At 64.7% G+C, this 15,269-nt stretch carries 17 protein-coding genes and 2 riboswitches; of the genes, 12 read left to right on the plus strand and 5 right to left on the minus strand.

Annotated features, from left to right (window positions below):
* Positions 1-30: 30 nt before the first annotated feature.
* Entirely contained in the window at positions 31-1,821 is a 1,791-nt protein-coding gene (locus tag ACREPD_RS03670; protein WP_431598037.1) for an endonuclease, read from the minus strand.
* A 348-nt stretch (positions 1,822-2,169) separates the two neighbouring features.
* On the opposite strand from ACREPD_RS03670, the gene ACREPD_RS03675 reads away from it, so the two are divergent.
* The 6 genes from ACREPD_RS03675 (at position 2,170) to ACREPD_RS03700 (ending at position 7,277) form a co-directional block, all read left to right on the plus strand.
* Positions 2,170-2,457, plus strand: a complete 288-nt coding sequence (locus ACREPD_RS03675) for a co-chaperone GroES (RefSeq protein WP_431598038.1) — start codon at positions 2,170-2,172, stop codon at positions 2,455-2,457.
* A 144-nt stretch (positions 2,458-2,601) separates the two neighbouring features.
* Complete coding sequence (gene groL, locus ACREPD_RS03680) at positions 2,602-4,251, plus strand: chaperonin GroEL (protein WP_431598039.1); 1,650 nt, start codon at positions 2,602-2,604, stop codon at positions 4,249-4,251.
* A 116-nt stretch (positions 4,252-4,367) separates the two neighbouring features.
* Positions 4,368-4,862: a MarR family winged helix-turn-helix transcriptional regulator gene (locus tag ACREPD_RS03685; protein ID WP_431598040.1), complete on the plus strand. Its 495-nt coding sequence runs from the start codon at positions 4,368-4,370 to the stop codon at positions 4,860-4,862.
* Positions 4,859-5,599, plus strand: coding sequence for a DNA alkylation repair protein (locus ACREPD_RS03690; protein WP_431598041.1), 741 nt, complete (start codon positions 4,859-4,861; stop codon positions 5,597-5,599). The genes ACREPD_RS03685 and ACREPD_RS03690 overlap by 4 nt, the downstream gene beginning before the upstream one ends.
* Before the next feature lie 14 nt (positions 5,600-5,613).
* Complete coding sequence (locus ACREPD_RS03695) at positions 5,614-5,961, plus strand: DUF6616 family protein (RefSeq protein WP_431598042.1); 348 nt, start codon at positions 5,614-5,616, stop codon at positions 5,959-5,961.
* 242 nt (positions 5,962-6,203) lie between these two features.
* A complete protein-coding gene (locus ACREPD_RS03700; protein WP_431598043.1) occupies positions 6,204-7,277 on the plus strand; it encodes a 3-deoxy-7-phosphoheptulonate synthase in 1,074 nt (357 codons plus the stop codon).
* 42 nt (positions 7,278-7,319) lie between these two features.
* Here the strand turns inward: ACREPD_RS03700 and ACREPD_RS03705 are convergent, their stop codons facing one another.
* The gene (locus ACREPD_RS03705) at positions 7,320-7,937 is read right to left on the minus strand and encodes a trimeric intracellular cation channel family protein (protein WP_431598044.1); all 618 of its coding nucleotides are present in this window, start codon (positions 7,935-7,937) and stop codon (positions 7,320-7,322) included.
* Between the two features lie 92 nt (positions 7,938-8,029).
* Positions 8,030-8,120: riboswitch (glycine riboswitch) on the minus strand.
* 20 nt (positions 8,121-8,140) lie between these two features.
* Positions 8,141-8,223, minus strand: a riboswitch (glycine riboswitch).
* Positions 8,224-8,267: 44 nt separating this feature from the next.
* Here ACREPD_RS03705 and ACREPD_RS03710 point away from each other — a divergent pair.
* From ACREPD_RS03710 to ACREPD_RS03725, 4 genes are read left to right on the plus strand one after another with little or no spacing between them, the layout of a single operon-like run.
* Complete coding sequence (locus ACREPD_RS03710) at positions 8,268-8,543, plus strand: GIY-YIG nuclease family protein (protein ID WP_431598045.1); 276 nt, start codon at positions 8,268-8,270, stop codon at positions 8,541-8,543.
* Between the two features lie 32 nt (positions 8,544-8,575).
* Positions 8,576-8,959: a hypothetical protein gene (locus ACREPD_RS03715; protein WP_431598046.1), complete on the plus strand. Its 384-nt coding sequence runs from the start codon at positions 8,576-8,578 to the stop codon at positions 8,957-8,959.
* A 51-nt stretch (positions 8,960-9,010) separates the two neighbouring features.
* Positions 9,011-9,355: a ribonuclease E inhibitor RraB gene (locus ACREPD_RS03720; protein ID WP_431598047.1), complete on the plus strand. Its 345-nt coding sequence runs from the start codon at positions 9,011-9,013 to the stop codon at positions 9,353-9,355.
* 17 nt (positions 9,356-9,372) lie between these two features.
* Positions 9,373-9,702 (plus strand): hypothetical protein, encoded by a 330-nt coding sequence (locus tag ACREPD_RS03725; protein ID WP_431598048.1) that lies wholly within the window; start codon positions 9,373-9,375, stop codon positions 9,700-9,702.
* Between the two features lie 53 nt (positions 9,703-9,755).
* Here ACREPD_RS03725 and ACREPD_RS03730 read toward each other — a convergent pair whose 3' ends face one another.
* The 3 genes from ACREPD_RS03730 to ACREPD_RS03740 all read right to left on the minus strand — a co-directional run bounded on the left by ACREPD_RS03730 (position 9,756) and on the right by ACREPD_RS03740 (position 13,651).
* Positions 9,756-11,447 (minus strand): XVIPCD domain-containing protein, encoded by a 1,692-nt coding sequence (locus ACREPD_RS03730; protein ID WP_431598049.1) that lies wholly within the window; start codon positions 11,445-11,447, stop codon positions 9,756-9,758.
* Positions 11,448-11,468: 21 nt separating this feature from the next.
* Complete coding sequence (locus tag ACREPD_RS03735; protein WP_431598050.1) at positions 11,469-11,993, minus strand: hypothetical protein; 525 nt, start codon at positions 11,991-11,993, stop codon at positions 11,469-11,471.
* A 368-nt stretch (positions 11,994-12,361) separates the two neighbouring features.
* Positions 12,362-13,651, minus strand: a complete 1,290-nt coding sequence (locus tag ACREPD_RS03740; protein ID WP_431598051.1) for an NAD(P)/FAD-dependent oxidoreductase — start codon at positions 13,649-13,651, stop codon at positions 12,362-12,364.
* Positions 13,652-13,784: 133 nt separating this feature from the next.
* Between ACREPD_RS03740 and ACREPD_RS03745 the strand changes: the two genes are divergently transcribed.
* A complete protein-coding gene (locus tag ACREPD_RS03745; protein ID WP_431598052.1) occupies positions 13,785-14,534 on the plus strand; it encodes an NYN domain-containing protein in 750 nt (249 codons plus the stop codon).
* An 81-nt stretch (positions 14,535-14,615) separates the two neighbouring features.
* Positions 14,616-15,236, plus strand: a complete 621-nt coding sequence (locus ACREPD_RS03750) for a glutathione S-transferase family protein (protein ID WP_431598053.1) — start codon at positions 14,616-14,618, stop codon at positions 15,234-15,236.
* The last annotated feature ends 33 nt before the right edge of the window (positions 15,237-15,269 follow it).

Consider the following 15,269-nt stretch of genomic DNA (forward strand, 5'->3'; position numbering starts at 1 on the left):
GCCGGCCTCTGGCCGGCGCCTGGAAACGCATCAATTCGCCAACTGGCAGGTCGCCGGCTGGGCCGAGGTGAACAGGGCCGGGGTGGCCCACTCGGGGTGGTCGATGAACGGGTTGCGGTTGCCCTGGAAGCTGTAGATCACTTCATTGCGGGCGCGTTCGGCCGCATCCGGCGGGTCGGACAGGTGCCAGTCGATCAGGGTCGAGAGCAGGCCCATGTAGGCCGGCGAACTGGAGGTCTTGACGATCTTGCTGCGGTCGTCGGTCAGTTCCAGGTCCGGTTCGGACTGGCCGGTGGCCGCGTCCTTGCCGCCCTCATAACGGATGGCCATGTACATCACCGCACGCGCCATGTCGCCCTTGCGGCGGCCCCACACCTCGAAGGTGCCGGTGTTGCCGTCCGGTGTGCGCACCCAGTTGGAGTTGCCCGGGTAGCCGCCGCTGCCGCCGCCCTGGCCGTTGTTGGCCTCGGTGGCGCGCTCGCCGCAGTTGCTGTCGCACTTGGCAAACGGCTTGTTGCCGCGGTCCGCGTTCCATTGCGCATCGGTCAGGTACAGCATGTGGGTGTCGGTGTATGGCGCGTACGGCAGGCCCTTGTCGCCGGTAGTGCTGGCAAAGCCCAGCGAGTTCGGCCAGGTGTGCTCGCGGTTGTAGGTCAGCCCGCTGCCGGTGCCTGCGCGGTCGCTGACCTTGGCGTAGCTGCGGTTGCGGTAGGCGTCCAGGATGCGGCCGCTGTTGTTGGGATCCTCGTCGGCGATTTCCAGGATGGTCCAGGTGCTGGTACCCGAGCCACTGTAGGGGTAGGAGGTGTGGCCCTTGATGGTGGCGTGCAGCGAGCAGCGCAGCTGGCTGGGGCTGGAGGTGTTGACCTTGGAATAGTAGGTGCCCGGATCCGGGTCGGGCCCCGGGCCGGGGTCGGTACCGCCGCTGGCCACGGTGAAGGCGATGCGGGTGTCGGCGGCCGGGCGTGCGCCCTGTGCGTCCTTGATGCGGGCGGCGCGGATGTCGAACCGGCACGCCTCACCGGCCACCAGTGCGGTGTTGGTGGACAGCGTGAAGCGGGTGCCGCTGCTGGCGTGGGTGAGCGGCACCGTGCCGGACTGGCCGCAGCTCAGCGTGAATGCACCGCTGGTGACGGTCACCGTCTCACTGAAGGTCACGGCCAGGTCGGCGGCGGCCGGGAAATTGGTGGCGCCCTGTTCGGGGGTGGTGGTGCTCAGCGACGGCGGGGTGTTGGGCCCGGTGCTGCCGCCACCGCTGAAGGTCTGGCCGGTGTTGCAGGCACCGAAGGTCTGCGCGGCCGACGCGGCCCAGGTGAAGTGCGCGTACTGGCTACCGCTGCCGGTGAGCTGCAGCGAGGTGCCTGGCGCGGTGCTGTTGGTCTCGCTGACCGGAATGTTCTGGCTGGTCAGCCCGGCGGCCGGGCCACCCGAGGCGGTGATGGTGCCTTCATAGCTGATGAACTGGACCACCTTGCCGCTGCCATCGACCAGCGCGATGCCGTCGTTGGGACCGTTCTGTATGCCGTTGGTGGGGTAGGTGACCGTGGCGATGCTGGCCTTGCCGCAGCCGGCGGCGGTGCCGGCCGGGACTGCGTTGTTCGCGTAGACCGTGGCGGCCGACGGGGTGCTGCCGTTGTACAGGTACAGGCGGTAGCTGCCGAGGTCCTCGCCCCCGGTGGCGACCACTTCGATGGCCTCGCCTACGTCCCCGGCGGCGGTGCTGTCGTCGTAATGCAGTTCATTGATGAAAACGTCGGCGTGGGCGGGGCTGGTGGCCAATGCCAGCAGGCACCCCAGCGATAGCGGTGTGAGCAACCTCATCTACGGCTCCTTGTGATTGGGTTTTGCCGGCCGAATCTAGCCAATCCAGATGACACATCTATCGAGATGTCGCTATCGGCACTCCGCAATGGGACGTGCGTCAAGAAATTGGCGGATGAATAGCGACCCTCGCCGCAGTCGGGGAGGGGGGGGCGGCTGCGCGGCCCCGCTGGCCCCGGGCGCCGGGCAGAAATTTCCCCTCAGCCCCTTGAAAGGGCGGGGGGCAGCACCATCTCTGCCCTGTCCCGCACAGGCGGGTTTTTTCACGAGCGTTGCTGGCAGTCACCGTGGGTGAGTGCTAACATCGCCGGACTTTTTCAGCCCAATCAACAACTTAAGAGGTCCCACATGAGCATCAAGCCGCTTCACGACCGCGTCGTGGTCAAGCCGATCGAAGCCGAAGAAGTTTCCGCCGGCGGCATCCTCATCCCCGACTCCGCCAAGGAAAAGTCGACCAAGGGTGAAGTCGTGGCCGTGGGCCCGGGCAAGGCGCTGGACAACGGCAGCGTGCGCGCGCCGTCCCTGAAGGTGGGCGACAAGGTCATCTACGGCCAGTACGCCGGCAGCAGCTACAAGAGCGAAGGCGTGGAATACAAGATCCTGCGCGAAGACGACATCCTGGCCATCGTTGGCTGATTCGCCTCGCGGGGCTCTGCCCCGTCGCTGACTCGTAGAGCGGGGCTCTGCCCCGCAATCGACTCGTAGAGCGGGGCTCTGCCCCGCTGCCCAGATCAATGTTGCCGGGCAAGACCCGGCCATCTCATAAAAAGGTAAACGCACATGGCTGCCAAAGATATTCGTTTCGGTGAAGACGCCCGTTCGCGCATGGTGCGCGGCGTCAACGTGCTCGCCAATGCCGTCAAGGCCACCCTGGGCCCGAAGGGCCGCAACGTCGTGCTGCAGAAGAGCTTCGGCGCCCCGACCATCACCAAGGACGGCGTGTCCGTCGCCAAGGAAATCGAACTGGCTGATGCGTTCGAGAACATGGGCGCGCAGATGGTGAAGGAAGTCGCGTCGCGTACCAACGACGACGCCGGCGACGGCACCACCACCGCCACCGTGCTTGCCCAGGCTCTGATCCGTGAAGGCGCCAAGGCCGTTGCGGCCGGCATGAACCCGATGGACCTCAAGCGCGGTATCGACAAGGCCGTTGTGGCCGCCGTCGCCGAGCTGAAGAACATCTCCAAGCCCACCGTCGACGACAAGGCCATTGCCCAGGTCGGTACGATCTCGGCCAACTCGGACGAGTCGATCGGCAACATCATCGCCGAAGCGATGAAGAAGGTCGGCAAGGAAGGCGTCATCACCGTTGAGGAAGGCTCGGGCCTGGAAAACGAGCTGGACGTGGTCGAGGGCATGCAGTTCGATCGCGGCTACCTCTCGCCGTACTTCGTCAACAACCAGCAGGGCCAGACCGCCGACCTGGATGACCCGTACATCCTGCTGTTCGACAAGAAGATCTCCAACGTGCGCGACCTGCTGCCCGTGCTGGAAGGCGTCGCCAAGGCCGGCAAGCCGCTGCTGATCGTCGCTGAAGAAGTCGAAGGCGAAGCGCTGGCGACCCTGGTGGTCAACACCATCCGTGGCATCGTCAAGGTCGTGGCCGTCAAGGCACCGGGCTTCGGCGACCGTCGCAAGGCGATGCTGCAGGACATGGCCGTGCTGACCGGCGGCACCGTGATTTCCGAGGAAGTCGGCCTGTCGCTGGAGAAGGCCACCATCGCTGACCTGGGTCACGCGAAGAAGGTGCAGGTCTCCAAGGAAAACACCATCATCATCGACGGTGCCGGCAAGCAGGAAGACATCGCCGCGCGTGTTGCCAACATCAAGGCGCAGATCGAAGAGACCTCGTCGGACTACGACCGCGAGAAGCTGCAGGAACGCGTGGCCAAGCTGGCCGGCGGTGTTGCCGTGATCAAGGTCGGTGCCTCGACCGAAATCGAAATGAAGGAAAAGAAGGACCGCGTCGACGACGCCCTGCACGCGACCCGTGCAGCCGTTGAAGAAGGCGTGGTGCCGGGCGGCGGTGTGGCCCTGGTGCGTGCCGTCAGTGCGCTGTCCAGCCTGAAGGGCAACAACGAAGACCAGAACCACGGCATCCAGATCGCCCTGCGCGCGATGGAAGCTCCGCTGCGCGAGATCGTCGCCAACGCCGGCGAAGAGCCGTCGGTCATCGTCAACAAGGTCAAGGAAGGCACCGGCAGCTTCGGCTACAACGCCGCCACCGGTGAGTTCGGCGACATGCTGGCCTTCGGCATCCTGGACCCGACCAAGGTGACCCGTTCTGCCCTGCAGAACGCCGCCTCGATCGCCGGCCTGATGATCACCACCGAAGCCATGGTGGCCGATTCGCCGAAGAAGGATGACGGCGCCGGCGCAGCAGGCGGCGGCATGGGCGGTATGGGTGGCATGGGCGGCATGGACTTCTAAGTCCCCCGCACCTGCGACCCCGTCGCAACGCAACACGAGAACCCCGCCGAAAGGCGGGGTTTTTTTTTGCCCATGCCGGCGTTATAGTTAGGCGCCTAATCATATGGGGGCTGCACGTGCTGGAGCTCAAACACGCGGCTTTTCTGGCTGAGATGCAACGCAGCAACCATGCCGATGATGGTCGCCTGGCGCTGTGTTTCCAGCTGCTGTCGCTGGGTAGCGCGATCGACAGGGATTGCGCGAACCGGCTTGCGCCGCTCGGTCTGACCGAGGGTCGCTTCGTGCTGCTGTTCCTGCTGCGGACCACCGCTACCGGATTGTCGCCGCATAAGCTTGCCGAGCGCGCAGGGGTAACCCGGGCCACGGTTACCGGGCTGCTGGACGGGCTGGAACGCGAAAAGCTGGTCAGCCGTCGCACCGATCCCGACGACAAGCGGCGTATCCACGTGCAGTTGACAGAGGCCGGCCAGGCGCTGGCGGCGCATCTGTTCGAGCAGCATGCGCAATGGATCGCCTCGCTGTTCGCCGACACCAGCACTGAGGAGCGCAGGATACTCGGCACGCTGCTGCAGCGCGTATGGTTGCGCACCGATACAGGGCGCGCTGCATGAGCACGCGCCAGACCGGTGAGCGTGTCAGCCAGCTCGACCGTGGCACGGCTGAGAGCACGCACCTGGCCGACATCCTCGCTGTCAACTTCGCCACGCTCATGGCCGCCGTGCTGCCTGACCTGCCCGCCTCCGCCATCCATGTACTGCGCGAGTCCGCCACGCTGGGCATTACCGCACGCATGCGTGTCGCTGCCAATTTGATGCGCCTGCATGGCCACGGTGATGCGGATACGTGGTCGCGCCACCCCAGTGACACGGTGCGGGGCTGGGCGTGCTACCTGATCGGCAGCGACCCGGGGCGATCACTGGAACCCGCGTTGGATGCGCTGCGTCCGCTGGCCGATGACGCGCACTTCGGCGTGCGCGAATGGGCCTGGTTGGCGATACGTCCGCAGGTGGCTGCCGAACCGCTGCGCGCGCTCGCGCATCTGCTGCCGTGGAGTGTTGACCGTTCGCCCAATGTGCGCCGCTTCGCCTGTGAAGCGCTGCGGCCGCGCGGGGTGTGGGCCGCACATATCACCCTGTTCAAGCAGGTGCCGCAGCACGCCAGGGATCTGTTGGAGGCGCTGCGCTGCGATGGCTCGCGCTATGTGCAGGATTCAGTCGGCAACTGGCTCAACGATGCGGGCAAGACCCAGCCCGATTGGGTGCGCGCGCTCTGTAGCGCGTGGCAGCGGCAGCACGCGGATGATCCCGCCAATCGTTACATCCGCTCGCGCGCGCTGCGCCGACTTTGACCTCAAGGAATGACATGCCGTACACACTGATCGAGCTCTACACCGCCACGCCGGCCTGGACCGCACTGGATGCATTTTCACGCGGGGCCTTCTTCGCGCGCATTGGTGCTGGCATGCAGGACATCGACCCAGCGCGGATCACGCCGATCGCGATGGGACGGGTCGACCAGGACGTTGCCAATGCCAGTGCCGAGCAGTTCTACGCGGTCTGGCAGTGCAGTGAGCGTCTTGATGCCGATGCACTGCTGGCAGCGATCGCTGCCACAGGCTGGCATACGTACTTCACCACCACGCATGCGCTGGGAGCTACCGGCAACCTGCAGTCACACCTGGCCGAGCTGGCCGCGTTGCCCCGGCAGTAACCGGCCCGCAGTTGCGAATGAAACAGTTGGCAGCCCTAAACCCCTGTGATATCAATACGCCTCAATGAACGCACGCCACGCCAATTCCTACTTTTGGTATTACTTTCCGAAGCCACCGGCGGAGGAAGGCATGCGTTCACCCTGAAGAAACCTTCAGACGCATTCCCGAAAGCCGCCAGCGCACCTGGCGGCTTTTTTGTTGCCGCCGCGCTGGGGACCCCCACCTTCCAGGAGACACCCCCATGCCCCCCCACACCGACGACCTTCGCATCCGAAAAATCGAGCCGCTCACGCCGCCGGCGCAGCTGCTCACCCTGCTGCCCTGCGACGATGAAGCGTCTGCCACGGTCAGCGCCTCGCGCGCGGCCCTGCACGAGATCCTGCACGGTCACGACGACCGTCTCGCGGTGGTCATCGGCCCGTGCTCGATCCACGACCCGGTGGCCGCCATCGAGTACGCACAGCGGCTCAAGCCACTGCGTGATGCTTACGCCGACGAGCTGGAGATCGTCATGCGCGTGTACTTCGAGAAGCCGCGTACCACCGTGGGCTGGAAGGGCCTGATCAACGATCCGGACATGGATGGCAGCTTCCAGATCAACAAGGGCCTGCGTGTTGCGCGCGGCCTGCTGCGCGACATCAACAAGCTCGGCCTGCCGGCAGGCGTGGAATTCCTGGACGTGATCTCGCCGCAGTACATCGCCGACCTGGTGGCCTGGGGCGCGATCGGTGCGCGTACCACCGAAAGCCAGGTGCACCGCGAATTGGCCTCCGGCCTGTCGTGCCCGGTGGGCTTCAAGAACGGCACCGACGGCAACATCAAGATCGCCGCCGATGCGGTGGGCGCGGCCTCGAACCCGCATCACTTCCTGTCGGTGACCAAGCAGGGCGATACCGCCATCGTTGCCACCGCCGGCAACCCGGACTGCCACGTGATCCTGCGCGGCGGAAAAGTGCCCAACTTCGACGCGGCCAGTGTGGATGCCGCCAGCCAGACGCTGGCCAAGTCACAGCTGCCGTCGCGCCTGATGATCGACGCCAGCCATGCCAACAGCAGCAAGAATCCCGAGAACCAGCCCAAGGTGATCGCCGAGATCAACGCGCAGCTGGCGGCGGGCGAAGACCGGATCGTGGGGGTGATGGTGGAAAGCCATCTGGTGGCGGGCCGCCAGGACCTGGTCGAGGGCGAACCGCTGGTCTACGGCCAGAGCATCACCGATGGCTGCATCGGCTGGGACAGCTCGCTGGCCGTGCTCGAGTCGCTGGCCGAGGCGGTGCGTGCCCGTCGTGCCCGCCGGCTGAGCGAAGCGGCCTGACGCCCGCCCGCCGTAGAGCGGGGCTCTGCCCCGCTGTGCGGCTCAATGCACCTCGTCGCGGTACACGAATTTCGGCATCTCCCACTTGAAGTGGATTGCCAGCAGCCGGAATGCAAAGCCGCCGCCCAGGCACCACAACGTGGCGGCGTTGAGTGACACACCCAGTTCCAGCAGGCCCAGCCAGGCGGCGCCAGTAAGCAGGGTGATCACGGCGTACAGTTCCTTCTGGAAAATCAGCGGCACTTCGTTGCACAGCACATCGCGCAGCACGCCGCCGAACGCGCCGGTAAGCATGCCGGCGATCAGCACGATCGGTACCGAGTGCCCGCCGTCGCGCGCGACCGCGCAGCCGATCAACGTGAAACAGATCAGCCCCAGGCCATCCAGCACCAGGAAGGTGCGGCGGAAGTGGTGCATCCAGCGCGCAATCCAGGTGGCGATCAGGGCGGCGCAGATGGTGAAGCCCAGGTACTCCGGATGCTTCACCCAGCCCAGCGGGTAATGGCCGAGCACGATGTCGCGCAGCGAACCGCCGCCCAGGGCGGTGACGCAGGCAATGATCACCACGCCGAACAGGTCCATGCGCCGCCGCCCGGCGGACAGCGCCCCGGTCATGGCTTCAGCGGAAATGGCGATGAGGTAGATCAGGGACAGCAGCATGCGGCGACTCCGGAACACAGGACGGGCGGGGACGGAAACGCGCACGGGCCACGCCAGCGCCGCAGCACTGTCGCAGGGTGGGATTCCGTTGCCGCTCCCGCTGTCCTTTTGCCTGAGAGTTCGGTGGCCAGGCCACGTGCCCCTTCGGCGGGTCATTGAAGACCTCTCTCCAGATCGGCGTGTTGGATGCATGGTTGGTGGCGTATCGAGCCACCGGCCTGAGCGATTATGGGAGCCTGCGCCTTCGGCGGGCGCCAGCGCGGCGCCTCTCTCCTGCATCCGGGGCGGATTCTAGCAGCCAGGGCCGCCACGGAGGTGGATAATCCCGGTATGCCCGCTGAACCCGCCCCCTGGTACGTCTACCTGCTGGAATGCCGCAACGGCAGCTATTACGCCGGCATCAGCAACGACGTGGACGCCCGCTTCCAGGCCCACCTGGCCGGCAAGGGCGCCCGCTACACGCGCGCCAATCCGCCGCTGAGGGTGTTGGCCATGCGCGCCTACCCGGATCGCTCAGCGGCGTCGAAGGCCGAATGCGAACTCAAGCGGCAGCCACGCGAGCGCAAGCTCGCCTGGCTGCAGGCGATTGCGGAGCCTGCCGGGTGAGCGTGGTCGGCAGGGCACTCACGGCGGCGGTAATGGTGTTCCTGCTGTTCATCGGCGTTCCGCTGCTGGTATACGTCGGCACGCTGGCGACGATCACCGGGCGTCCGGAACCGGTAGCGGCTGACGGCAGCGCGGGTATCACCTGCCGGAATCAGCGCGTGGCCAACATGCATTCCCTCGCGTCATGGAGCGTGTCGCAGCTGTTCGGCACTGCGCGCAGACTGCCGCCCGGTCACGAGGAGGCATCCTGGCTGGCAAAGGACCATCTCTCCAGCCTGCCGCGCACGGGGATGCTGGTGTGGCACCTGCGTTCTGCGGTGCTGCACGTGTGGATCGTCCGTCATTGGTCGCCGCAGCAGATCACCGACACGGCCCGTCTCGGCGGTGCCTGCCGCAACCCGCGCATTTCCCGCTGAGCGGTGCGGCGTGGGAAGATCGCGTTGTCTCCCTGCCGCCACTGGAAAACCATGCCACGCGACCTGACGCTGTACCCCCAAGACGAGAACGGCGACGTGCTGTGGAAGATGCTTCAGGACGGGGACGACCTCTCCGTCGCACGGGAGGTCGATTTCGCAGTCATCTTCCCTGATGAGGAGGCCGCCATCCGCTTCTCGGTGCACCTGCTCCGCAACGAACAGAAGGTGTCGTTCTCCGCCTACGAAGGCAACGACGACTTCCCCTGGCAGGTCCTGGTGCATCCGTTGATGGTGCCGACCCACGACAACGTTGCCGGTTTCGAAGCCTTGCTGGAATCGGAAGCGGCCAGGTTCGAGGGCCGCATCGATGGCTGGGGCTGCATGGTGCAGGACTGAACACCGGTCGGCATGCCATGACCCTCAACGACAGCGACAAGGCCCGGGCAATGCTGGGCAAGACCGTGCTTGCCGGCATCACTTACCTGGATGCCGACGGCAACGCGCTGGAGCATCGTCAGTTTGCGGGCGAAGTGCTGCGCATCAACGACGACGAGGGCGTGGTGCTGGCCAGCGCAGTGGACGGCGAGGAACTGTTCCTGCCGCCCGCGCTGGACCACTACACCGTTGCCGCACCGGGCGATTACACCTTGCGCTCGATAGCGCTGACGATCAGCAACCCGGACTATCTGTGCACCTGGGACGTCCAGCTGGCGCGCGGCAACGATCCCGATGGAGAGGGCTGAGCGCGCGACGTACTATGTCGCCGCGCGCTACTTAACGGTATCGGACGGAGGATCTAGATCATTCTTGGTTGGTGGGCAACCATGCTTTGGCTGTCGCGCTCAACGCCTTGCGCCAGAGCGACCACCTGCTGGCGGTCTTCGCTCATTGATTGCAGTCTGGCCAATGACTGCTCAGCAGGAGCTGCCACGGCTTGTGCCGTAGACATGTGTGCCTTGATATGTCCAGGATCCGTCAAATCGCCCTGAACCACGAACACTCTCTCGCCCGCGCCAGCGTCGGGTGTTCTTTCACTCAGTACCACATGATCGATTCGAGTCAGGCCTGCCTCCATCGCCAAGCACGCCGAGCTTGCCGACAGTCGCTCACTGTGCTGGTCGAACGGGCGACCCAGCTTGGCCTCAAGTCTCTCTACCGCGATATGGGCCTGCTCCAATAACGGGTGTGGAGCAGCAGCCATGCGAGTGCTGTCATCAGCGACGGCGGGCTCAGGCGCTAGTGATCCTTGCCTCGTGTCCTGCTGTCTCGTGTCAACACGCAACAGTCGCTCAGGCTCACCGCCCTCAATGTTACGGCTCAGATCGATTGTGCCATCTGCATTTGATTGCCGATGAAGCTCGGCGCGTGGGACTTCCGACCATTCTCCATTGATGAATGAGTGACCCCTGCCATCGCGGTTCCAAAGAACCAGGTCATCGCCTGATGCGTACAGGCCTGCAGTCGCGGATGCGCGCCCGTCCGGCTGCGGTCGACCCCAAGCATAGGACGCGCCGGCCTCCAACGCATTGATATAGGCGGGCGACTCTACGTTCTGCAGAAAGAGCGTCTTCACCGTCTCGTACTCATGCATGGCATTTTCGTTGGCGCGGTCTGCTCTGAGCTCCGCCGGGTTGGCAAGTGGATTGGCAGAGACGTCTACAAAAATGTCCCTCAAGGGATTTCCATCGCCAGCGGCTCGAAGCTTGTTGAATACCTGCGTACCTTGCAGTGCATGCTCAACCCCGCTTTCGAGGTAGTCGGGCTGTTCAACGCCGCGAACAACGCGGTTGGGCAGCATGCCGTCGACTCTGGTCTTGACGTCTTCCACGCTGTTGAGATCGCCGCTGGCAATTGAACGAAGGACGCCAGGGTATCGACCTTGGCCAGCTTGGTTCTCGAGCTTCATCAGGATGGTGGCAAGTCGCGCTTGATCGTCCAGGGTGGAGCGCTGGTAAAGGTCTGTGCTGCGCAGCTGTTGCATCGCACCTCCAAGGTCACGCTGACCATCGCCGGGGCGTAGCAATCGGTCCACCTGGGCTACGTCTCGTGAATGAACGAATCCAATTCCGTCGTCGGAGGCGAGAAACGCGTCGAGATTGCTTTTGATGGTCGGATCCAGGCTTCGACCGTTCTGCGCTCTGATGGAGGCACCATCGCGCTGAAGATCCGAGATCGTCTGCTGGCGCTGCTGTGCTGTGAGCTCCAATGATGGGACCTGTTCACTGGCCCATTCCTGGTAGGCATCCACGAGTTGGGCTGCTACTCGGGGGTGCTGGCCAAGGTCTGTCTGCAATGTGCCAATCGAGAATCCGCTGTTCCCAATTGGCTCCATGACGCCCGCGCGTATGTTCCCGGCAAAGGAGAGCTTATAGGCCACGTTTTTACCCGCACTGCTGCCCTCCGAAGCGACGCCGATGGCAAAGTATGCCAAGGTGCGGAGTTGGTCATCGCTGAGCTGTTGCGGACGTGCTTCCGGTGCATCTGTCACTGTTGCTTCTCCATTCCCTGGTTACTTGCCGCAGAGCTCCAACATCTGGCGTACGGACGACATCACTGCGATGGTCTGCTCGGCAGCGCTCGGCGACATGCCGTCGATGAGATCATCATCACTACGAGAGGCATCCTCTGCATAAGGTGCCAGCGCCGCCAGACAGCGGGCGTTGTCTCCAATCCGGTGGCGTGCTGCTGCGACGGCCAGCCTGACGTCAGCCAACGTGGTGTTGGTCAGCGTCTGGCCACACTTTCGCAATACCGCGTCCATCAATTCGGCCGGCGCGGCAGTGAGAGGACTATCGGATGATTGAGCGGTTTCGATTGCAGCGGTGACACTATCGGCTCCGCACATGTCGTCCACGGAAAGATAGGTGCCTTTGAAGCTGCCGTTGTTTCCACAGTGCAGCGCGCACGCGTCTGGGGACGTCGTGCCTACTTCGATGCCATGATCCACTACGTGCATCGTCAGCGAGCATTGGTCGCCTTCGGCAATGTGATCGACCAGGATCGACTTAGGGTCGCTGCCGATCGTGCCGGCCATCGAGCAACCGTAGCCTGAGTTTTCTGTCTCGAGCTGGAAGCGAAGCTCGCGACTGCCTGGCGATGCGTGGATGCGAAGCTGCCCCCAGCCGGCCTGGGTCACATATGAACCAGGCGACACGTTGATCGAGTCTGTCGGTTGAGGTGCTGCAGCTTCCGCGTGTGAGCGTTCTGAAGTGCAACCGGTCACTACCATCCCCGCAAACAGGGGGAACCAGAATCCTAGCCGTTCCATGTTGGCCTACAGTTTTCGAGATGCCAACCAGCCTATCAGTGTGGGGAGGCAAGGGGAATGTGTGCTCGCGGATAGGCGTTCTCAGGCGCGCTTTGGTGGCCTTTCCCGTAGATCACGCCATGCTCGCGGACGCATCAAGGAGGTGACGTTTTTCGCCGCCGATCCTCCTGGTCATCGCCAAAGATGATCCGCGCGCTGCGCTGGTAGCTCCAGTATGCCACCGCCCAGTTCAGCAGCACCACGATGCGGTTGCGGAAGCCGATCAGGAAGAACACGTGCGCGGCCAGCCAGAACCACCAGGCCAGCACGCCGGACAGCTGCAACCGCCCAAGGTGGACGATGGCGGCCATGCGGCCAATGGTGGCGAGGTTGCCGAAGTCCTGGTACTTGAACGCGCCCGGTGCCGGTTTGCCGTCCAGCCGTGCGCGCACGGTGGTGGCGACGTGCTTGCCCATCTGTTTGGCGGCCGGCGCCACGCCGGGCACCGGCTTGCCGTTGGCCTGGCTCAATGCGGCCAGGTCGCCCGCGACGAAGATCTCGGGGTGGCCTTCCAGCGTCAGGCCGGGCTGTACCGGCACGCGCCCGGCGCGGTCCAGCGGCACGTCCAGCGTGCGCGCGAGCGGTGAGGCCGCCACGCCGGCGGCCCATACCACGGTGCGTGCGTCGATGAACTGCTCGCCCAGCTGGAACCCGTTGCCGTTGATGTCGCTTACCGGCGTTCCGGTAAGGACTTCCACGCCGAGCTTCTCCAACTGGCGGCGCGCCTTCAGCGACAGCACCTCGGGGAAGCTGGACAACACTCGTGGGCCGGCCTCGACCAAGCGCACCTTGGCCGTGGCCGGGTCGATATGGCGGAACTCGTTGCGCAGCGTGTGGCGGGCGATCTCCGCCAGGGTGCCGGCCAGCTCCACCCCGGTGGGGCCGCCGCCGACCACGGCGAAGCTGAGCCACGCCGCCTTGCGGACCGGATCGGGTTCAGCCTCGGCGCGCTCGAAGGCCAGCAGCAGCTTGCGGCGCAGCGCGATTGCGTCGTCCAGCGTCTTCAAGCCCGGCGCATCCGCCGCCCATTCGTCGTGGCCGAAATAGGCGTGGGTGGCGCCAGTGCACAGCATCAGGGTGTCGTAGCCCAGCTGGCTGCCGTCGGCCAGCGTGATCTGGTGGGCGTGCTTGTCGATGGAGGTCACTTCGCCCAGCCGCACTTCCACATTCCGCTGGTGGCCGAGGATGTGCCGCAGCGGCGCGGCGATGTCGGGCGCGGACAGGCCGGCCGTAGCGACCTGGTAGAGCAGGGGCTGGAACAGATGGTGGTTGCGACGGTCCACCAGGGTGATGCGGACGCGCGCGCTGGCCAGTGCGCGGGTGGCCCATAGGCCGGCAAAACCGCCACCGATGATGACCAGGTGGGGCAGGGGATCGCGGGTCATGCAGGGACTCCAGACAGGGGCGACGCGACGTATCGTCGCACGTGAAGCACGATGTTCACGTGGATGACAGATACTGGGTTCAGCAGCCGTCGCGCTCGCACGGCGGCGGCCCGCAACCGCTCTGGAGGCTGAGATGACCGAACCGGAAAAGCGCATCGCGTTGCTGATCGATGCCGACAACGCGCCCTCGTCGAAGATCGACGTGGTGCTGGCCGAAGTAGCACGCTATGGCGTGGCCAATGTGCGCCGCGCCTACGGCAACTGGAAGAGCCCGCGCCTGAAAGGCTGGGAAGGCGTGCTGCACGAATACGCCATCCGCCCCATCCAGCAGTTCGCCTACAGCCGCGGCAAGAACGCCTCGGACATGGCGATGGTGATCGATGCAATGGACATGCTGTACGCGCGCAACCTCGATGGTTTCGCGATCGTCTCCAGCGATGCGGACTTCACGCCGCTGGTGATGCGGCTGCTGACCGACGGGGTGAAGGTGTACGGGTTCGGCGAGAAGAAAACGCCCGAGCCGTTCGTCAACGCCTGTTCGAAGTTCACCTATCTCGAAGCACTGGGCCAGGGCCACGCCACCGATCCGGAGGTGGAGCAGGACAGCGAGGAAACACGCCCGCGCAAGACCGGGCCGGAGCTGCGCAGCGACACACGGTTGGTGCAGATGCTGCGCCGCGCGGTCACATCGGCCGAGGCGGAGGACGGCTGGTCGCACCTGGGTCCGGTTGGCAGCCAGATCGGCAATCAGGCCTCGTTCGACTCGCGCAATTACGGCTACAGCAAACTCAGCGAGTTGCTGGCCGCGACGGGCCTCTTCGAGATGAAGAAGGATGGCAAGTCCACCTACGTACGCGCCCTGCCGAAAAAGGCGCGGATGTAGTGCCGACTGTTAGTCGGCAACCATAAAAATTGCCGCAAAGGCGTATCGTATCCGCGCATTCCAACGATCAGGAAAACCAACATGCTGAAGATCTGGGGCCGACGCAATTCCAGCAACGTGCGCAAGGTGCTGTGGTGCGCGGAGGAAATCGGCCTGCCGTATGAATCCATCGAAGTGGGCGGCCCGTTCGGCGGGACGCAGTCACCGGAGTACGTGGCGATGAATCCCAATGGTCTGGTGCCGGTGATCGAGGATCACGGCCTGCCACTGTGGGAGTCCAACACGATCGTGCGTTACCTCGCCGCGCGCTATGCGTTGGGTACGCTCTACCCCGAAGACGTGGTGGCGCGCGCGCAGGCCGAAAAGTGGATGGACTGGAGCACTTCGCGCATGGCGCCGCTGTACAGCGAACTGATCTGGGGCATCATGCGCACCGCGCCGGCCGACCGCGACGAGGCCCGCATCAATGCCGCGATCACACGTGCCGGTGATCTGCTGGGCATGGCCGACGCCGCATTGGCACAGCAACCGTGGTTGTCGGGCGAGCAGTTCGCGATGGGCGACATTCCGCTCGGTGCGCTGGTGTATGCCTGGTTTGAACTGCCGATCCAGCGGCCATCGTTGCCGAATCTTGAGGCGTGGTACCAGCGCCTGCAGCAGCGCCCGGCGTACGTCAAAGCGGTCATGACGCCGTTGACCTGATTGAATGATGGTAGATCCGGAGGGCCGGCCAAC

Source organism: Stenotrophomonas sp., assembly GCF_050737075.1.
Classification (GTDB): domain Bacteria; phylum Pseudomonadota; class Gammaproteobacteria; order Xanthomonadales; family Xanthomonadaceae; genus Stenotrophomonas.